The following is an 18,579-nucleotide window of genomic DNA, read 5'->3' on the forward strand; positions in this document are numbered from 1 at the left end:
AGCATGCCTCGCCCGGGGGCCGTCATCCCTCATCGGCGGCCGCCCGTCACGACCCGAGGAGACACCATGAACAGGCGTGACATCCTTCAGCGCAGCGCCGCCGCCGGCCTGCTGGCCACCCCCGCCGCCGGCCTGCTGGCCGGCTGCGCCACCGGCGGGGGCGGTGACTCCGGGGACACCAAGAAGTACCAGGGCACCAAGTCCGCGCAGAACCCGCTCGGGGTGGCCGAGGACGCGCCCCTGGAGGTGGTGATCTTCAACGGCGGCTTCGGCGAGGACTACGCCAAGGCCCACGAGGCGATGTACACCGCCAACCACCCCAAGGCGAAGATCAAGCACTCGGCCACGGCGGAGATCAGCAAGACCCTCCAGCCGCGCTTCGTCGACGGCACCCCGCCGGACGTGGTCAACAACTCCGGCGCCGGCCAGATCGACTTCAACGGCCTGGTCTCCCAGAACGCCCTGGCCGACCTGGGTGAGCTGCTGGCCGCCCCGAGCCTCGACATCCCCGGCAAGACCGTCAAGGAGACCCTGCTGCCGGGCACGGTCGAGGTCGGCTCGTACGACGGCAAGTTCCTGGTGATGAACTACACCTACACCGTCTACGGCATCTGGCACTCCACCAAGCTCTTCGCCGACCGGGGCTGGGACTACGCGAAGACCTGGGACGACCACATCGCCCTGTGCAAGAAGATCAAGGCCGCGGGCATCGCCCCCTGGACGTACGCCGGCAAGCACCCCCGCTACATGAGCTGGCCGGTGATCTCCACGGCGATCAAGTTCGGCGGCCCCTCGGTCGCCCTCGCGATCGACAACCTGGAGCCGAACGCCTGGAAGTCCGAGGCGATGAGGACCGCGGCCGACGCCTGGCACCAGATCGTCAAGGACAAGTTCATCCTGGACGGCTCGCCCGGCCTGGACCACGTGCAGTCGCAGACCGCGTGGTGCCAGGGCAAGGCGGCCTTCATCTCCTGCGGCTCCTGGCTGGAGAACGAGCAGAAGTCGGTCCTGCCGGCCGGGTTCAACATGACCGTCGCGCCGACGCCGAGCCTGGGCGGCGACAAGCTGCCCTTCGAGGCGGTCCGGGGCACCGCCGGCGAGCCGTTCATGGTGCCGGCGAAGGCCCGCAACGTCGCCGGTGGCCTGGAGTACTTCCGCACCATGCTGTCGAAGAAGGGCGCGCAGGACTTCACGAAGAAGGTCGCCAGCCTCCCGGTGATCGCCGGGGCCACCGAGGGCGTCGAGCTGCCGTTCGGGCTGACCAGCGTGGTCAAGGCCCTGGAGGCCTCCGGCGACAACGGCTTCAACTGGGTCTACAACAACTACTACCGCAAGCTGGAGCGCAACCTCGTCGACGCCGCGTGCGGCGAGTTCTTCAGCGGCCGGATCGGGCCGGCGGAGTTCCTCGACCAGTGCCAGAAGGGCGCCGACTCGATCGCCGCCGACACCTCGATCAAGAAGTACAAGCGGTCGGCATGAAGCACGGCCGCTACCCCCTGATCATCACGTTCCTGGTCCCGCCGCTGCTGCTCTACGTGGTGTTCGTCGTGTCGCCGTACCTGCAGACGTTCCAGATCGCGACCACCGACTGGCTGGGGTACTCCGCCGAGGCCAACCCGGTGGGACTGGCCAACTTCAAGGCGCTGTGGCACGACGACTACGTGTGGAACGCGCTCAAGAACAACGCGATCCTGCTCGCCCTGGTGCCGGTGGTCACCATCGTGCTCGGGTTGTTCTTCGCCACCATGCTCAGCATGGGCGGGCGGCGGGGCCGGGCCGGGGTCACCGGGGTACGCGGCGGCGCGTTCTACCGCACCGTCTACTTCTTCCCGCAGGTGCTCTCGGTGGTGATCATCGCGGCCCTCTGGAAGGAGGTCTACCACCCCAGCAGCGGGCTGCTCAACGGCATCGTGGGCGCGGTGGGGCTGCCCACGCCGGCCTGGCTGGGCGACCCGCGTACGGCGTTCTGGTGCGTGCTGGCGGTGATGGTCTGGGCCAACGTCGGGTTCTACGTGGTCCTCTTCGGCGCGGCCATGTCGTCGATCCCGAAGGAGATCTACGAGGCGGTGCTGCTCGACGGCGCGTCGCGGTGGGTGACCCTGCGCCGGATCACCATTCCGCTGCTCTGGGACACCGTGCAGGTCGCCTGGATCTACCTGGCCATCGCCGCGCTGGACGGCTTCATCCTGGTGCAGCTGATGACCAACGGCGGCCCGAACTTCTCCACCGACGTGATCGGCGTGCGGCTCTACGACACCGCGTTCGGCAGCGAGACCAAGTTCGGCTACGCCTCGGCGATCGGCGTGGTGATGTTCTTCCTTACGCTGTCGATGGCCGTGCTGGCGATGCGTGCCAGCCGGCGGGAACGGATCGAGCTGTCATGACCGTTATCGATCAGCCGGTGGCCGGGCCGGTCGGCACCACCGACCGGCCCGCCGGAATGCGCGAGGACCGGGGCGTGGCCAACGTGCTGTCGCACGGGTTCCTGGTCTTCTGGGGCGCGCTGACCGTGCTGCCGCTGCTCTGGATGGCGCTGAGCTCGTTCAAGACCAACGCCGAGATCATCGCCGACCCGTGGGGGCTGCCCGGCGCGCTGCACCTGGACAACTGGGCGCGGGCCTGGAGCCAGGCGCACCTGGGCCGGTACTTCCTCAACAGCACGGTGGTGGTGACCGGCTCGGTCGCCCTCACCATGGTGATGGGGGCCGCCGCCGCGTACGTCTTCGCGCGGTACGAGTTCCGGGGCCGGCAGCTCGCCTACTACCTCTTCGTCGGCGGGCTGATGTTCCCGGTCTTCCTGGCCCTGGTGCCGCTCTTCTTCGTGGTCCGCAGCGCCGGCCTCTTCGGCACCTGGACCGGGCTGGTCCTGGTCTACTCCGCGTACTCCCTGCCATTCACGGTCTTCTTCCTGACCGCGTTCTTCCGCACCCTGCCGAGCTCGATCGGGGAGGCGGCGCTGGTCGACGGCTGCGGCCACTTCCGGCTCTTCTTCCGGGTGATGCTGCCGATGGCCCGTCCGGGTCTGATCAGCGTCGCGATCTTCAACTTCCTCACCCACTGGAACCAGTTCCTGCTGCCCCAGGTGCTGTTGCAGGGCGACGAGAGCAAGTGGATGCTCGCCCAGGGCCTCGCCGCGCTCTCGGTCAACCAGGGCTACGCCGGCGACTACGCCCAGCTCTTCGCGGGCCTCACCATGGCGGTGGTGCCGGTGCTGCTGGTCTACGTGATCTTCCAGCGTCAGGTCCAGTCCGGCCTCACCGCCGGCCAGCTCAAGTAGCCCCGCCCGGTCGGGTCGGGGGCGGGACCAGCAGCGCGTGCAGGGCCGCCGGGTCGGTGACCTCGGGCAGGTCGCGGGCGGCGAGCCAGGCCGCCGCGGCGGCCCCGTCGCCGGCGGTGCGCAGCGGCGCGTCCGGCCAGCGCCGGGCCAGTTCCGCCCGGACGGCGGCGGCCAGTGGGGTCCCGCCGGTGAGCAGGCCGCCGCCGAGGACCACCGGGTCCCCGTCGCCGGCCGGGCGGATCCGGGCGGCACCGTCGGCCAGCAGGACGGCGGCCTCGGCGATCAGCGCGGCGGCGACCGGCTCGGCCTCCGCGGCGGCGCTGACCACCAGCGGCGCGAGCCGGGCCAGCTCCACCGGCGGGCGGCGGGTGACGGCCTGGATCAGCGCGTCCACGGTGTCCCGGGGGCGGGGGGCCACCCGGTCGTCGCCGAGCAGTTCGACGAGGACCCGGCGGCCCAGCGGCCCCGGCGCGCGGGCGGCGTCCAGGTCGGCCAGCAGCCGGCGGACCGCCTCGCGGCCCAGCCAGAACCCGGAGCCGGCGTCGCCGAGCAGCCAGCCGTGCCCGTCGGCGACCCGGTCCAGCCGCAGGTCGCGCACCTGCGCGGCGATGGCCCCGGTGCCGGCGATGAGCACGGTGCCGTGCGGGCCGGCGGTGCCCGAGGCGTACGCGACGAGGGCGTCGCCGTGCACCGCGTACGGGCAGCGCAGGCCGGCGTCGCGCCAGGCCCGGTCGAACGCCGCGCGCCCGGCCGGGTCGGCCAGCAGCCGCCCCGCCCCGGCCAGCCCGATCGTGCCGGCCCGCACCCGGTCCGGGTCCACGCCGGACAGTGCCCCGCGCAGGGCCGCGCGAAGCTCGTCGGCGGCCCGTTCGGCGCCGTGGCTGGTGGGGTTGCCCCCGCCGGCCCGGCCGGTGCCGAGGCGTTCCCCGGTCAGGGCGAGGGCGACGGCCCGGGTGGACGTACCCCCGACGTCGAGACCGACCACGACGGTGTCGGACATGCGTTGGGCCTCCCTGTGCCGCGCCGATCTGCCGATTCATGCTGGTCGAAGCGGGTGTGGAGGGCAAGGGTGGACCGCGGATCGACCACGGTGCACCAGGTAACAGTTTGAAAACTTCGACCACGGTCTTGACAGGAAGTGCCCTCTAGTAAGAACTTTTACCACTAACAGTTAATACTCTTTCTCGAAAGGCGTCGCATGGATCACGAGGTGCACGTCCCCGTCGGGGCCGCCGTGGTCGACGTCGACGCCGCCGACCGCCGGGGCGTGCTGGCCCGGGTCCGGGCCGGCACGGGCGAGCTGACGGGCGCGCTGCGCCGGGTCGCCGAGCACGTGCTCAGCGACCCCGAGGCCGCCGCCCGGTCGACCATCGTGGAGCTGGCGGAGCGCAGCGGCACCTCCCCGGCCACCATCACCCGGTTCTGCCGGGCGATGGGCTTCGAGGGGTACGCGGACCTGCGCCTCGGCATCGCCGCCGAGACCGGCCGGGCCCGCTCCGCCGGCTGGACCGTCGACATCGGCCGGGAGATCCAGCCCGGCGACCCCCTGGAACGGGTGCTCGGTCAGATCATGGCCGCCGACACCCGGGCCATGCACGACACCGCGGCGCTGCTCGACCTGGCCGAGGTGGAGCGGGCGGCGGTGGCCATCGCCCGCGCCAGCCGGGTCGACATCTTCGGCGCCTCCGGCAGCGCCCTGGTCGGCGCGGAGATGCAGTTCAGCCTGCACCGCATCGGGGTGGCCGCCTGGGTGTGGAGCGACGTGCACGAGGGGCTGGCCAGCGCCGCGCTGCTCGGCCCCGGCGACGTGGCGCTGGGCGTGTCGCACACCGGGCAGACCCGGGAGACCATCGAGATGCTCGCCGAGGCCGGCAGCCGGGGCGCGACCACCGTCGCCGTCACCGGCTTCCCCCGCTCGCCGCTGGCCGAGCTGGCCGACGTCGTGCTGCTCACCGCCAGCCAGGCCACCACCTTCCGCCCGGACGCGCTCTCCGCCCGGCATCCGCAGCTCGTCGTGCTCGACCTGCTCTACATCGCCGTGGCGCAGCGCACCCACGACCGCGCCCACGCGGCCTTCCTGCGCACCGCCCAGGCCGTCGACGGACACAAGGCCGCGAAGCAGGCGACCGCGTGAGCCGGGCCGAGGAGCACGACGGGGGCCATCGCACGCTCAGCGCCCAAAGGCGCGCCGACGCCGTGCCGGAGCACGGCGCGCCGTACGGCGACGCACTGCTGCCGCTCGAGGGCGGCGGCGCGGTCTGTGCGGTCTCCCCGGTCACCACGGCGCCGCTGGCGCAGGTGCTGACCGCCGAGGTCGTACGACGGTTCCACCAGGCCGGAGAGGTTCCCCCTGTTCACCTCTTGGCCAACGTCCCCGGTGGGGACGCGCACCACCTCGCCCTCGAGTCGCGGTACGCCGGGCGTCTCCGGCGCACCGCCTGATTCGACACCTCAAGGAGAGACGACGATGTCCGTTACCCCCGAGAAGTTGACCGAGCTGAGCCGGCGCACCGTGCTGGGCCGCGCCGCCGCGGCCGGCCTGCTCGTCACCCCGGCCGCCGGCCTGCTCAGCGCCTGCGCGACCAGCGGCTCCGACGAGGAGAACACCAAGGCCGAGACCGGCACCAAGAGCGCCACCAACCCGTTCGGCGTCAAGGAGGACGCCCTGCTGGAGGTGGTCATCTTCAACGGCGGCTACGGCGAGAAGTACGCCACCGACGTGCACGAGCCGCTCTACAAAAAGGCGTTCCCGAAGGCGGAGGTCAAGCACCAGGCGACCCAGGCGGTCTCCACCGTGCTGCAGCCCCGCTTCGCCTCCGGCAACCCGCCCGAGTTCGTCAACAACTCCGGCGAGAAGCTGATCGACTTCGGCTCGCTGGTCGCCGACGGCCAGCTCCAGGACCTCACCGAGCTCTGGGACGCCCCCTCGGTCGACGACCCGAGCAAGAAGGTCCGCGACACCGTCGTCCCCGGCACCGTCGAGGCGGGCTCGTTCAACGGCAAGCCGTACGTGCTCTACTACGTCTCCACCGTCTTCGGCCTGTGGTACTCGGGCAAGCTGTTCAAGGACAAGGGCTGGGCCCCGGCAAAGGACTGGACCGAGTTCATCGCCCTGCTCGACAAGATCAAGGCCGCCGGCATCACCCCGTACGGCTACGCCGGGGCGAACGCCGCGTACTACCAGTGGAACGTGATCCTGACCCACGCCGCCAAGATCGGCGGCCCGGACGTGCTGAAGAACATCGACAACCTGGAGGACGGCGCCTGGCAGCAGGACGCCGTGAAGCAGGCCGCCGCGGCGTGGGCCGAGGTCGGCGCGAAGTACGTCGACAAGAGCTTCGAGGGGCTCAAGCACACCGACGTGCAGCTGCGGCAGAACCAGTACAAGCTGGGCTTCTACCCCAGCGGCGACTGGCTGGAGGGCGAGCAGAAGAAGGACACCCCGGCCGGCTTCGAGTACCAGCTCATGCCGGTGCCGAGCCTGTCGGCGTCGGACAAGATGCCGGCCACGGCGCTGCGCGCCACCGCCGGCGAGGGGTACTTCGTCTCGGCCAAGAGCAAGAACCCGCGCGGCGGGCTGGAGTACATGCGCCAGATGCTCTCCACCGCCGGCGCGAAGGGCTTCACCGAGGTGGTCAAGGCCCCGACCGTGGTCACCGCCGGCTCGGAGGGCTACGCCTTCCCGCCCGGCGTGGCCAGCTCGCAGGCCGCGCTCAAGGCCGCCGGCCAGGACGTCTTCAACATCTACTTCGACGGTTGGTACAAGGAGCTCGACACCGAGGCCCGCGCCGCCACCAACGAGCTGATGTTCGGTCGGATCAAGGCGGACGCCTTCGTGGAGCGGGTGCAGAAGCGCGCCGACTCGATCAAGAAGGACAGCTCCGTCACCAAGTTCAAGCGCTGATCGGAGCGGGATCATGCGGCACGGCAAGTATCCGTTCGTGATCGGGTTCCTCTTCGCCCCGGTCACGCTGTACGTCGTCTTCGTCATCGCACCGTACGCCCAGGCGTTCCAGATCTCGATGACCAACTGGCGGGGCCTGTCGGCTCCCCAGTGGGTGGGCTTCGACAACTACCGCAGGCTGCTGGACGACGGCAGCTTCTGGAAGGCGGTCCAGCACCACGGCGTACTGCTGCTTGCCCTGCCGCTGATCACGATCGCCATCGCGCTGCTCTTCGCCTTCCTGCTCAACGTGGGCGGGCGCAGCGTCGGCGGCCAGCGGCGCGGGGTCCGGGGGTCGGGGTTCTACCGGGTGGTGTTCTTCTTCCCCCAGGTGCTGGCCGTGGCGATCATCGCGGTGCTGTTCCAGATGGTCTACCGGCCCAACGAGGCCGGCCTGATCAACGGCGTGCTCATGAAGATCGGCTTCGATCCGGTGCTCTTCCTGATCCGGCCGAACCTGGCGCTCTGGTCGATCATCGCGGTGCTGGTGTGGCAGGCCGTCGGCTTCTACGTGGTGCTCTTCTCGGCGGGGATGGCCTCCATCCCCGGCGAGATCTACGAGGCCGCCGAGGTCGACGGGGCCAGTCGGGTCACGCTCTTCTTCCGCATCACCCTGCCGCTGCTCTGGGACACCCTCCAGGTGGCCTGGGTCTACCTCGGCATCGCCGCGTTCGACGCGTTCGCGATCGTCGCGGTGCTCTCGGTCGACAGCGGCGGCCCCGACGGCGCGACCACGGTGCTGGCGATGGAGATCTACCGCAACGCCTTCGTCTACTCGAAGTACGGCTACGCCTCGGCGATGGGTGTGGCCCTGTTCTTCCTCACCCTCACGTTCGCGGCGTTGACGCTGCGGCTGACCAAGCGGGAAAGCGTGGAGTACTGACGATGAAGACCACGTTGCCCTCGACGCCGCCGGCGTCGACACCGCCGGCCGGCCGGCCCGGCGCGGCCGGCCCGCAGGACAAGGCCCGCCACTCGGAGGTGCGGGTCTTCGCCCGCCTCGGCCACGTCGCGCTCGCCGTCTGGGCGGTGATCGTCATCGTGCCGATCCTCTGGACGTTCCTCGCGGCGTTCAAGAACACCAGCGAGATCTTCAGCAGCCCCTGGACGCTCCCGGCGGAGCTGCGCTGGGAGAACTTCGGTCGGGCGTGGACCAAGGCGCACGTCGGCCGGTACTTCGTCAACAGCGTCGTCGTGGTCGGGTGCAGCACCTTCCTCACCATGCTGCTCGGCTCGATGGCCGCGTACGTGCTGTCGCGCTACAAGTTCTGGGGCAACCGCGCGATCTACTACCTGTTCGTCTCCGGGCTGGCGTTCCCGGTCTTCCTGGCCCTGGTGCCGCTCTTCTTCGTGGTGAAGAACCTGGGCCTGCTGGACACCCACACCGGGGTGATCCTGGTCTACACCGCGTACTCGCTGCCGTTCACCGTCTTCTTCCTCGCGGCGTTCTTCCGGTCGCTGCCGAACTCGGTGGCCGAGGCCGGGCTGATCGACGGCTGCTCGCACACCCGGCTGTTCTTCCAGGTGATGGTGCCGATGGCCAAGCCCGGCCTGATCAGCGTGGCGATCTTCAACGTGATCGGCCAGTGGGCGCAGTACCAACTGCCGCTGGTGCTGCTCTCCAACGCCAAGGAGAAGTGGGTGCTCACCCAGGGCATCGCCGACATCTCCGTCAACGCCGGCTACGAGGCGGACTGGTCCGGGCTCTTCGCCGCCCTGACCATCGCCATCCTGCCGATGATCATCGTCTACGCCATCTTCCAGCGGCAGATCCAGTCCGGCCTCACCGCCGGCGTGGGGAAGTGACGACGCGCACCCGACCGCCCGCGTACCCGCAGGAGAGCGGCCGTTTCCACCCGGAACGGCCGCTCTTCGGCGTCCCGGGCGCCGCGCGGTGTCACACCCGTGAGGCAGACTCGCGGACGTGGCGGCGGTGGCGGTGGTGGCGGGCGAGCGGGGCGGGGGAGTGCTGCAACCCCTCGATCCCGCCGGTGGGCCCGCCGGCCCACCCGAGCCGGTGGCCGACCTCGCCGCCGCGGTGGCCGCCCGGGAGGCCACCGGGCACCCGCGCTGGGTCTGGGGCGCCGGGGCCACGGTCTACCCGGCGCTGCTGCGCGCCGGGGTCCGCCTCGAGCGCTGCCACGACGTCGAGCTGACCGAGTCGCTGCTGCTCGGGCACGCCGGCCGGTGGGGCGAGCCGCGCTCGGTCGCCGCCGCCTGGGCCCGGCTGACCGGCGCGCCGGTGCCGCCGGACCCGCCGGCCCGCCCCGCCGAGCCGCCGGGCCACGGGCAGGGCGCGCTCTTCGACCCGCCGAGCGGCCCGCCGGGGCCGGGCATCGAGGCCCTGACCCGGGTGTACGCCGACCAACTCGCCCGGATCGCCGCGACCGCGCGCCCCGGCCGGTTCCGGCTGCTGGTGGCCGCCGAGTCGGCCGGCGCGCTGATCGCCACCGAGATGGGCGCGGTCGGGCTGCCCTGGCGGGTCGAGGTGCACGGCGAGATCCTCGCCGAGCTGCTGGGCGAGCCCTCTCCGGTCGGCGGCCCGCCCCGCCGGCTGGCCGAGCTGGCCGCCCGGATCGCCGCGGCGTTCGGGGTGCGCCAGCTGCACGTCGACTCCCCGGCCGAGCTGCTGCGGGCGTTCGCCCGCGCCGGGGTGGAGGTGCCCAACACCCGGGCCTGGGTGCTGCGCGCGGTCGACCACCCGGCGGTGCCGCTGCTGCTGGAGCACAAGGAGCTCTACCGGATCTGGACGGCGCACGGCTGGGCCTGGCTCGACACCTGGGTGCGCGGCGGCCGGTTCCACCCGGAGTACATTCCGGCCGGGGTGGTCTCCGGCCGGTGGGCCACCCGGGGCGGCGGCGCGCTGCAGATCCCCAAGGTGATCCGGCGCGCGGTGGTGGCCGATCCGGGGTGGCGCTTCGTCGTCGCCGACGCCGGCCAGCTGGAGCCGAGGGTGCTGGCCGCGGTCTCCGGCGACGCCCGGCTGGCCGCCGCCGGCGGGGCGGGCGACCTCTACGCCGCGCTGGCCCGGGACTCCTTCGGCGGCGACCGGGCCCGCGCCAAGGTGGCCCTGCTCGGGGCCATGTACGGGCAGACCGGCGGGGCGGCCGTCCCCGCCCTGGCGGTGCTGCGGCGCAACTACCCGACCGCGTTCGCGTACGTCGAGGCGGCGGCCCGCACTGGGGAGGCCGGCGGCCTGGTCCGGTCCTGGCTGGGGCGCACCTGCCCGCCCGGCGCGGTCGGCGTCACCGACGGCGACGAGGCGGGGGCCGACCCGGTCGGTGCGGCCGACCCGCAGGGCCCCCGGGCGCGGGCGGCCCGCTCGCGGGGCCGGTTCACCCGCAACTTCGTCATCCAGGCCACCGCCGCCGAGTGGGCGTCCACCCTGCTGGCCACCCTGCGGGCGGAGCTGGCCGGCACGGGCGCCGAGCTGGTCTTCTTCCAGCACGACGAGGTGGTGGTGCACTGCCCGGCCGGGCAGACCGACGCGGTGGCGCGGGCGGTGCGCGCCAGCGGCGACCGGGCCACGGCCCTGCTCTTCGGTGCCACCCCGGTCCGGTTCCCGCTGGACGTGTCGGTGGTGGACTGCTACGCCGACGCCGATTGACCGCCGGTGCCGGCCGCCGCCCCGCATCGCGTCGCCCCCTGCGGCAAATATCCTTTTCGCCCCGACACTCATCCATCCGGTGCTCGTTGCACCCGGTGTGCGTATCGCAGGAATGATCATCGCGGCGGGCGGGGGACGGCGCCTCGGCGGCCCCGAGGCGCTGCTGCACCAGGGCGAGCGGCCCCTCGTGGACCGGATGGTCGACACCATGACCGAGGCCGGCTGCCAGCAGATCGTGGTGGTGCTGGGCGCGGCGGCCGACCAGGTCCGGCAGACCGCCGACCTGTCCCGCGCCACCGTGGTGGTCAACCGCGCGTGGGGGACCGGGGTGGGCTCGTCGATCCGGGCGGGCCTCGCCGCGCTGACCGACGAGACGATCGAGGCGGTCGTGGTGGTGCCGGTCGACATGCCGGGGCTCACCTCGGCGGCGGTACGGCGGGTGGCCGCGCTGCCGTACCCGGACGCGCTGGCCTGCGCGACCTACGACGGGCTGCGCGGCTACCCGATGCTCTTCGGCCGCCGGCACTGGTCCGGCATCGCCACCCTGGCCAGCGCCGACGTCGGCGCCCGGCCGTACCTGATGGCGCACAAGGACCAGATCGTGGACATCGCCTGCGACACGGTGGCCGACGGCAGCCGCGTCGACACCCCGGAGCTGATGGCCCTCTACGGGCTGACCGTCCCGCCCCAGCGGGTCGGCGCGTGACCGCCCGCCGGTCGTAGCAGCGCGGCCCGCCGGCCCCGGTGGGCTGCGGCGGGCCCATGTCCAGGGGTTTTCGCGGTATCACTTGACAGCGTGATGACCGACGATTGGGGCAAGGATCTGCGCGGCGATCCGCCGGGTCCAGGCCCGGGTGGACGCCGTCGCGCAGGCCCTCTGACCCACCCCACGGATGAGGAGCCTCGACCATGCCTGACCAGGTGTACCTCGGTATATCCACCACCGAGATCGATCCGGCGGTGGCGGCGGTCGTCAACGGTCGCGTCGTCGCGTACGCCGAGGAGGAACGGTTCCTGCGCACCAAGCATGCGCCGGGCCGCTACCCGGACCGGGCGCTGCGCTACTGCCTGGAGACCGCCGGGGTGAGCCTGGACGAGGTCGCGTCGGTCACCGTCGGTTTCGACCTGGCCGCCTACACCGACGGCCGGATGCGGCGCTTCTTCGACGGCATGGCGCAGGAGTGGCCGCTGGACCCGGCCACCCTGAGCTGGCAGCGCGGCGCCCTGAACTCGATGAGCATTCCCGGGCAGACGGCCAAGCACCACCTCCACTGGCGGCGGCAGTTCGGCGACATCGCCTTCCCGCCGATCCGCTTCGCGCCGCACCACTACACCCACGCGTTCCAGTCGGCGATGGAGTCGCCGTTCGAGTCGGCCGTCGTGCTGACCCTGGACGGCTCCGGCGACGAGCACACCACCGTGCTGTGGCTCAAGCGGGGCGCGGAGCTCACGGCGCTGCGCGAGGTGCGCATGCCGCACTCCCTCGGCTGGTTCTACGCCGCGTTCACCGAGTACCTCGGGTTCGACGCCTACGACGGCGAGTACAAGGTGATGGGGCTGGCCGCGCACGGAAAGCCCGACCCGGCCCTGGCGGAGCTCGTCGGGCAGGTGCTGCTGCCGGCGTCCGACGGCGTCGAGTTCCGGCTCGACCCGTCCTACATCCACTACGGGGAGCACTCGTACTCGCGGCGGTTCACCGACAAGCTCGTCAAGCTGCTCGGCGCCCCGCCGCGGCTGCCCCGCGACCCGGTCGACGAGTGGCACATCGACCTGGCCTTCGCGGTGCAGCAGGCGCTGGAGGACGCGGCCTGCCGGCTGATCCGGTGGGGCGTCGCGCAGACCGGCGTCTCCGAGGTGTGCATCGGCGGCGGGGTCGGGCTGAACGTGAAGATGAACTCGCGGATCTTCGCGCTGCCCGAGGTCACCGACGTCTTCGCCCACCCGCTCTGCGCCGACAGCGGCCAGGCGGCGGGCGCCGCGCTGGTCACCTGCCACCGGGAGACCGGGGCGCTGCCACCGCCGCTGACCTCCCTCGCCTGGGGCCCCGAGCAGGACAACGCGGAGATCGAGGCGGTGCTGAGCAACGCCGGCGTCGCCTACACCCGCAGCGACGACATCTGCGAGACGATCGCCGCGGAGCTGGTCGCCGGCCGGCTCGTGGCCTGGTGCCAGGGGCGGCTGGAGGCGGGCCCGCGCGCCCTCGGGCAGCGCAGCATCCTCGCCGATCCGCGCAGCGTCGAGGTCCGGGACCGGGTCAACGCGGCGGTCAAGCAGCGCGAGCTGTGGCGTCCGTTCGGCCCGTCGATGATCGCGTCGGCGGCGGAACGCTACTTCACCCGGCACACCGACTCGCGGTACATGACCATGGCCTTCCCGGCCAGCGAGGCGCTGTGCCGCGACGCGCCGGCGATCGTGCACACCGACGGCAGCTCCCGGGTGCAGATCGTGCACGCCTCGGCGACCCCCCGCTACCACCGGCTCATCGAGCGCTTCGGCGAGCTCACCGGCGTCCCCGTGGTGCTCAACACCTCGCTCAACGTGCGCGGCGAGCCGGTGGTCTCCACCACGGAGGACGCGCTGCGGACGTTCTTCGCCACCGGGCTGGACGTGCTGGCCGTCGGTGACTTCGTCGTGCGCAAGGACCGGGCCGGCCAGCCGGCCCAGCGCTGAGGGCACGGCGGCGGCCGGGTCACCCCCACCGGTGGCCCGGACCGAGGCCCCCAGCGGTCTCAGGTCGCCGGGCCCGCCCCGACCACGTCGCAGTCGTACCCCGTCGACGCGCCGGCCACCAGCTCGACCGTGGCCGTGCCGTCGACGTACGAGACGTCGAACTCCGCCCCCGGGCCGTCGCCGGGCGAGGGCACCCGCACCCGCGTCCGCTGCCCCGGCGCGGGGGCGAAGAGCCGCAGCCGTACGCCGTCGGCCCACTCGTAGTCCGGCCGGTCGCCGGTGGACCCGAACGGGATCACCGCGCCGGGCCGGGCCAGCACCGGCAGGCTGTCGAAGCCGTGCTTCTCGGTCACCCACGCCGGCCCGGTGAGCTGCCGGCCGGTGACCAGGTGCGTCCAGGTGCCGGCCGGCACCCAGAACGTCACCTCGCCGTCGGCGCTGAACACCGGCGCGACGAGCACGTCGGGGCCGAGCATGTACTGCCGGTCCAGGTACGCCGAGGCCGGGTCGTCGGGGAACTCCACGATCATCGGGCGCATCGTCGGCAGGCCCTCGCGGTGGGTCTGCTCGGCGGTCGCCGCGAGGTACGGCATCAGGCGCAGCTTGAGCCGGGTGAAGTGGCGCAGCACCTCGACGGCCTCCTCGTCGAAGGCCCACGGCACCCGGTACGAGTCGGAGCCGTGCAGCCGCGAGTGCGACGACAGCAGCCCGAACGCGATCCACCGCTTGAACACCGCCGGGTCCGGGGTGCCCTCGAAGCCGCCGATGTCGTGGCTCCAGTAGCCGAATCCGGACGCCGACAGCGACAGCCCGCCGCGCAGCGACTCGGCCATCGACGCGAAGGTGGACTCGCAGTCGCCGCCCCAGTGCACCGGCAGGCGTTGGCCGCCCACGGTGGCCGAGCGGGCGAAGACGATCGCCTCGCCGGCCCCGCGCTCGGCCTCCAGCAGCCCGAAGACCGCCTGGTTGTAGAGCTGGGTGTAGTAGTTGTGCATCCGCTGCGGGTCCGACCCGTCGTGCCAGACCACGTCGGTGGGGATCCGCTCGCCGAAGTCGGTCTTGAAGCAGTCCACGCCCATGTCGAGCAGGGCCCTGAGCTTGCCGCAGAACCAGGCCGTCGCGTCGGGGTTGGTGAAGTCGACCAGCGCCATGCCGGCCTGCCACTTGTCGCACTGCCACACCGAGCCGTCGGCCCGGCGCACCAGGTACCCGGCCCGGCGGCCCTCCTCGAACAGGTGGGAGCGCTGGGCGACGTACGGGTTGATCCAGACGCAGACCTTCAGCCCGCGCTCGCGCAGCCGGCGTAGCATCGCTGGCGGATCGGGGAAGGTCGCCGGGTCCCAGACGAAGTCGACCCAGTGGAACTGCCGCATCCAGAAGCAGTCGAAGTGGAACACCGACAGCGGCAGGTCCCGCTCGGCCATCCCGTCGATGAACCCGGTGACGGTCGCCTCGTCGTACGAGGTGGTGAACGACGTCGACAGCCACAGCCCGTACGACCACGCGGGGACGCGGGCGGGGCGGCCGGTCAGCGCGGTGTAGCGCCGCAGCACGTCCTTCGGGGTGGGGCCGTCGATCACGAGGTAGGTCAGCGACTGCCCCTCGACGCTGAACTGGGTCTGCGCCACCACCTCCGAGGCGACCTCGAACGACACGTGCTCCGGGTGGTCGACCAGGACGCCGTAGCCGGCGCTGCTGAGATAGAACGGCACGTTCTTGTACGCCTGCTCGGTGGCGGTGCCGCCGTCGGCGTGCCAGATGTCGACGGCCTGACCGTTCTTGACGAACGGGCCGAAGCGCTCGCCGAGGCCGTACACGGTCTCGCCGACGCCCAGCGCCAGTCGCTCGTGGACGAAGCTGCGCCCCGCGTCGTCGGTGACCACGCCGACGCTGCGCTCGGTCGAGGCGGTGACCAGCCGGTCGCCGCGCAGGAAGTCGACCCGCCAGCCGCCGGTGCGGGCGACCCGGGCGGTCAGCTCGCCGGTGGTCAGCGAGGCGTACTGCGGGGTGACGGTCACGGTGACCGGGTGGTCGTCGCCGGTGCGCAGCGCGAAGCGGGGCAGCCGGGGCGGCCCGCCGAGGTGGTGGCCGATGCTCACCCCGACGACGCCCGGCGCGGGGGAGAAGAACCGGACGGTGACCACCGGCATGTTGAGGGTGTCGCCCCGGGTGGCGAGCCGACCGGTCGGCGCGAAGACGGTGAAGCCGCGCTCGTCGGGCTGCACCGATTCGACGGTGCGGGGGCGCAGCAGGGTGACGCCCGGTCGCAGTTGCCAGTACCCGTCGGTGAACTTCACGTCCCGCACTCCCGCCGTGCTGCCGTGGCTCGTCGCGCGCGCCCCGGGCGGCTCACGCGACGGCGCGCACGACGAGGTGTGTCGCCGGCCCCCGGTCCACGGTGGCCGCCGGAGTCGTCGAAACGCTTCGACTCAGCGTTCGACAGACCGTAGGACATCCGTCACGAATGCGTCAACAGCCGACGGGGAATCCGGCGTCCCGGCAGCGGTGCCCGCCCGGCCGCCTGCCGGCCCGCCCGCCCGGCCGCCTGCCGGCCCGCCCGCCCGGCCCTCGGAGGCGAGGGCCGGGGCGGACGGGCGGGGCGGGGGTCAGATCTCGATGCCGAAGCGGCGCAGCACCGAGGGGGCCACCAGGCCAAGCGTGGCCAGCACGGAGAGCCCGGTCAGCACCCCGCGCAGCACGATCACCTCGGTCTTGCTGCCGGTGCGCAGGGCGATGCTGTTCGGCAGCCCGATCGGCGTCCACATCCGGCGCTTGATCGGGATCGGCCAGAGGATCGGCACCCCGGCCCGGGTGATCATGTCGCCGAGGATGTGCACGAAGCAGCCCACCCCGACGGCCAGCCCGATCAGCGGATAACCCCGGTCGCCGGGCAGGTTGGCGAAGGTGAACCACGCGGCGGCGGCCGAGGTCAGGGTCACGATGACCCAGCCCGCCCGCTCCGCCCAGCGGTCGAAGAGCCCGCGCAGGGCCAGGCCGAACATGAAGAACAGGATGCCGACCACGGCCCACTTGCCGTACGCGGTGCAGAGCGCCGTGGTGCCCCAGCCGACCAGCGCGGTGAACGGCAGGGTGTGGGTCAGCGTGCGGTGGCCGTTGTTGCGGCGCGGGTCCTTGCTCAGCTTGGTGGCGTAGTAGACGCCGAGGGAGATCTTCTCCATCACCTCGGCGACGAAGAGGCTGACCACGCCGAACGTGCGGGCCACCGTGGCGCCGCCCTGGTTGCGGGTGACCTTGCCGGAGAGGTCGAGGTCGGGGAAGAGCGCGCCGCCGGCGCAGACCGCGGTGCCGACCGCCAGCGCCAGCGGCGACTGCTCGTAGTCGGCGAACTGGTCGAGCGCCCAGGACCCGGTCAGCCACACCGCCGCGCCCGACAGCGCGTGGGACGGTCCCATCATGACGTCTCGCCCTCCCCAGGGATCTTGATCCACAAAACTACGCCACTGTGGCAGAACCGGCGACGCCGGGCAATCACCCGACCGGTCCACTGTGGATCGCGTCGGGCTCGCCGGCGTCGCACCCGTCCTCGTACCGTAGCGGGGGGGATCCGACAGTCACGCGCACCGCGCGGGTGGCGGCGGCGCTCAGCCCGCCGCGACGGACCCGACGGCCAGCAGGTTCCCCTGCGGAATGGCGACCCGCGCCCGCCCGGTGCCCAGCCGGCTCGCCGCCCGGCGGGCCTGGAACGCGCCGTGCTCGCGGCCGGCCGAGGCGTAGCAGGACGCGGTCCGCGCGGCGATCGTCGCCCAGCCGTACCGCTCGCCGACCATGGTCCGGGCCCGGCGGGCCACCCGGCGGGCGAAGACCTCGTCGCCGAGGAGCCGGTCGACCGCCCCGGCGAGCGCCCCCGGGTCGCTGTGGGCAAAGGTGACCCCGGTGACGCCCGGCTCGACGATCTCGGCGAGCCCGCCGGTCGCGGCGACGGCCAGGGGCGCCCCGGCCGCCGCGGCCTCCAGGGCCACCATGCCGAACGGCTCGTAGAGGCTGGGCACCACGGTCGCGTCGGTGGCGGCCAGCATGGCCGGGAGCTGGGTGTTGTCCAGGAAACCGGCGAACCGGACGGTGTCACCGAGGTGCAGCCGGCGGGCCTGCTCCACCAGCTCCTCCCGGTACGGCCCGTCGCCCGCGAGCACCACCCGCAGCCCGGGGTGCCGCTCGCGCAGGTACGGCACGGCGTGCAGCAGGTGCTGCACGCCCTTCTCGTAGACCAGCCGCCCGGCGTACCCGACCAGGGGGCCGGTGCCGGCGAACCGGGCCCGCGCCGACGCCACCGCCCGGGGCCGGGCCCGCCAGGCCCGGTCGTCGACGCCGTTGGGCACCACCTCGACCCGCGCCGCCGGCACGTCGAAGAGCCGACCCACCTGCTCGCGCATGTAGCCCGAGCAGGCGATCACCCGGGTCGACTCGGCGCTGAGCCAGTGTTCGACGCCGTGGATGGTGCGGTTCATCTCCTCGGGCAGCCAGCCCTGGTGCCGGCCCGCCTCGGTGGCGTGGATGGTGGTGACCAGCGGCAGATCCAGGTGCTCGGCGAGGGTGATGGCGGTGTGGGCGACGAGCCAGTCGTGGGCGTGGACGACGTCGTAGGTGCCGGATTCGCAGGCGCGCAGGGCGGCGCGGGTGAGGGTGTGGTTGAAGGCCATGGTCCAGGCGAGGAGGCTGCTGGTGGCGAGGGGGAAGGTGACGGGGTCTTCGGCGGCGCGGAGGATGCGTACGCCGTCGGCGTATTCCTCGAGGGGTGCGCCGTCGGTGTGGCGGGTGACGACGGTGACCTCGTGGCCGGCGGCGGCGAGGGCGACGGAGAGGGCGTGCACGTGGCGGCCGAGGCCGCCGACGAGCACCGGCGGGTACTCCCAGGAGAGCATCAGCACCCGTCGGCGGCGGGCCGGGTCCATGTCGATCACTTCGGCGGCGGGTGACATGCGGGCCCCCTTGCAGTTCTCTGCGGCGCGCACCGGCCGCACCCGCGAGAAGCGGGTGCCGCCGACGCGCCGGTGGATGGGGCCCATCCTGCCCCCGCCGCGATAACCGCCGGAGACGCCGCCGTTGCCGGCAGGTAACGCGTCA

The 18,579-nt window shown here is 72.6% G+C and carries 15 protein-coding genes; 11 read left to right on the plus strand and 4 right to left on the minus strand.

Annotated elements, in window-relative coordinates:
- Positions 1–66: 66 nt before the first annotated feature.
- The 3 genes from ngcE (ACLQ2V_RS13440) to ACLQ2V_RS13450 are packed head-to-tail and all read left to right on the plus strand — an operon-like array spanning position 67 to position 3,277.
- Entirely contained in the window at positions 67–1,479 is a 1,413-nt protein-coding gene (ngcE, locus tag ACLQ2V_RS13440) for an N-acetylglucosamine/diacetylchitobiose ABC transporter substrate-binding protein (protein ID WP_425718762.1), read from the plus strand.
- Positions 1,476–2,384, plus strand: a complete 909-nt coding sequence (locus tag ACLQ2V_RS13445; RefSeq protein ID WP_425718763.1) for a carbohydrate ABC transporter permease — start codon at positions 1,476–1,478, stop codon at positions 2,382–2,384. The genes ngcE (ACLQ2V_RS13440) and ACLQ2V_RS13445 overlap by 4 nt, the downstream gene beginning before the upstream one ends.
- On the plus strand, positions 2,381–3,277 hold the full coding sequence (locus ACLQ2V_RS13450; RefSeq protein ID WP_425718764.1) for a carbohydrate ABC transporter permease: 897 nt from the start codon (positions 2,381–2,383) through the stop codon (positions 3,275–3,277). Before ACLQ2V_RS13445 ends, ACLQ2V_RS13450 begins: the two co-directional genes overlap by 4 nt.
- Here the strand turns inward: ACLQ2V_RS13450 and ACLQ2V_RS13455 are convergent.
- Positions 3,270–4,277 (minus strand): N-acetylglucosamine kinase, encoded by a 1,008-nt coding sequence (locus ACLQ2V_RS13455; RefSeq protein ID WP_425718765.1) that lies wholly within the window; start codon positions 4,275–4,277, stop codon positions 3,270–3,272. The genes ACLQ2V_RS13450 and ACLQ2V_RS13455 overlap by 8 nt on opposite strands.
- A 198-nt stretch (positions 4,278–4,475) precedes the next feature.
- Here ACLQ2V_RS13455 and ACLQ2V_RS13460 point away from each other — a divergent pair, with 198 nt between their 5' ends.
- From ACLQ2V_RS13460 to ACLQ2V_RS13495, 8 genes are all read left to right on the plus strand, one after another.
- Entirely contained in the window at positions 4,476–5,411 is a 936-nt protein-coding gene (locus ACLQ2V_RS13460; RefSeq protein ID WP_425718766.1) for a MurR/RpiR family transcriptional regulator, read from the plus strand.
- On the plus strand, positions 5,408–5,719 hold the full coding sequence (locus tag ACLQ2V_RS13465) for a hypothetical protein (protein WP_425718767.1): 312 nt from the start codon (positions 5,408–5,410) through the stop codon (positions 5,717–5,719). Before ACLQ2V_RS13460 ends, ACLQ2V_RS13465 begins: the two co-directional genes overlap by 4 nt.
- Before the next feature lie 25 nt (positions 5,720–5,744).
- Positions 5,745–7,181: an N-acetylglucosamine/diacetylchitobiose ABC transporter substrate-binding protein gene (gene ngcE, locus ACLQ2V_RS13470; RefSeq protein WP_425718768.1), complete on the plus strand. Its 1,437-nt coding sequence runs from the start codon at positions 5,745–5,747 to the stop codon at positions 7,179–7,181.
- Between the two features lie 13 nt (positions 7,182–7,194).
- Complete coding sequence (locus tag ACLQ2V_RS13475) at positions 7,195–8,103, plus strand: carbohydrate ABC transporter permease (RefSeq protein ID WP_425718769.1); 909 nt, start codon at positions 7,195–7,197, stop codon at positions 8,101–8,103.
- A 2-nt stretch (positions 8,104–8,105) separates the two neighbouring features.
- Positions 8,106–9,026, plus strand: a complete 921-nt coding sequence (locus tag ACLQ2V_RS13480; protein WP_425718770.1) for a carbohydrate ABC transporter permease — start codon at positions 8,106–8,108, stop codon at positions 9,024–9,026.
- A 118-nt stretch (positions 9,027–9,144) separates the two neighbouring features.
- A complete protein-coding gene (locus ACLQ2V_RS13485) occupies positions 9,145–10,827 on the plus strand; it encodes a bifunctional 3'-5' exonuclease/DNA polymerase (RefSeq protein WP_425718771.1) in 1,683 nt (560 codons plus the stop codon).
- Between the two features lie 112 nt (positions 10,828–10,939).
- Complete coding sequence (locus tag ACLQ2V_RS13490) at positions 10,940–11,533, plus strand: nucleotidyltransferase family protein (protein WP_425718841.1); 594 nt, start codon at positions 10,940–10,942, stop codon at positions 11,531–11,533.
- 203 nt (positions 11,534–11,736) lie between these two features.
- The gene (locus ACLQ2V_RS13495) at positions 11,737–13,497 is read left to right on the plus strand and encodes a carbamoyltransferase family protein (protein ID WP_425718772.1); all 1,761 of its coding nucleotides are present in this window, start codon (positions 11,737–11,739) and stop codon (positions 13,495–13,497) included.
- A gap of 59 nt (positions 13,498–13,556) precedes the next feature.
- Here ACLQ2V_RS13495 and yicI read toward each other — a convergent pair whose 3' ends face one another.
- From yicI to ACLQ2V_RS13510, 3 genes are all read right to left on the minus strand, one after another.
- A complete protein-coding gene (gene yicI, locus ACLQ2V_RS13500; RefSeq protein WP_425718773.1) occupies positions 13,557–15,794 on the minus strand; it encodes an alpha-xylosidase in 2,238 nt (745 codons plus the stop codon).
- Positions 15,795–16,103: 309 nt separating this feature from the next.
- Entirely contained in the window at positions 16,104–16,913 is an 810-nt protein-coding gene (locus ACLQ2V_RS13505) for a metal-dependent hydrolase (RefSeq protein ID WP_425718774.1), read from the minus strand.
- Positions 16,914–17,099: 186 nt separating this feature from the next.
- Entirely contained in the window at positions 17,100–18,434 is a 1,335-nt protein-coding gene (locus ACLQ2V_RS13510; RefSeq protein ID WP_425718775.1) for a glycosyltransferase family 4 protein, read from the minus strand.
- Positions 18,435–18,579 lie beyond the last annotated feature (145 nt).

This window comes from Micromonospora sp. DT233, from assembly GCF_049841815.1.
GTDB lineage: Bacteria > Actinomycetota > Actinomycetes > Mycobacteriales > Micromonosporaceae > Micromonospora.

What these genes read in the sequence shown, in the direction of transcription:
- ACLQ2V_RS13495 (WP_425718772.1), top strand. Translation starts at nt 11,737, where the DNA reads ATGCCTGACCAGGTGTACCTCGGTATATCCACCACCGAGATCGATCCG.
- ngcE (WP_425718762.1), top strand. Translation starts at nt 67, where the DNA reads ATGAACAGGCGTGACATCCTTCAGCGCAGCGCCGCCGCCGGCCTGCTG.
- ACLQ2V_RS13510 (WP_425718775.1), bottom strand. Translation starts at nt 18,434, where the DNA reads ATGTCACCCGCCGCCGAAGTGATCGACATGGACCCGGCCCGCCGCCGA.
- ACLQ2V_RS13480 (WP_425718770.1), top strand. Translation starts at nt 8,106, where the DNA reads ATGAAGACCACGTTGCCCTCGACGCCGCCGGCGTCGACACCGCCGGCC.
- ACLQ2V_RS13455 (WP_425718765.1), bottom strand. Translation starts at nt 4,277, where the DNA reads ATGTCCGACACCGTCGTGGTCGGTCTCGACGTCGGGGGTACGTCCACC.
- ACLQ2V_RS13490 (WP_425718841.1), top strand. Translation starts at nt 10,940, where the DNA reads ATGATCATCGCGGCGGGCGGGGGACGGCGCCTCGGCGGCCCCGAGGCG.
- ACLQ2V_RS13460 (WP_425718766.1), top strand. Translation starts at nt 4,476, where the DNA reads ATGGATCACGAGGTGCACGTCCCCGTCGGGGCCGCCGTGGTCGACGTC.
- ACLQ2V_RS13475 (WP_425718769.1), top strand. Translation starts at nt 7,195, where the DNA reads ATGCGGCACGGCAAGTATCCGTTCGTGATCGGGTTCCTCTTCGCCCCG.
- ngcE (WP_425718768.1), top strand. Translation starts at nt 5,745, where the DNA reads ATGTCCGTTACCCCCGAGAAGTTGACCGAGCTGAGCCGGCGCACCGTG.
- ACLQ2V_RS13450 (WP_425718764.1), top strand. Translation starts at nt 2,381, where the DNA reads ATGACCGTTATCGATCAGCCGGTGGCCGGGCCGGTCGGCACCACCGAC.
- ACLQ2V_RS13505 (WP_425718774.1), bottom strand. Translation starts at nt 16,913, where the DNA reads ATGATGGGACCGTCCCACGCGCTGTCGGGCGCGGCGGTGTGGCTGACC.
- ACLQ2V_RS13445 (WP_425718763.1), top strand. Translation starts at nt 1,476, where the DNA reads ATGAAGCACGGCCGCTACCCCCTGATCATCACGTTCCTGGTCCCGCCG.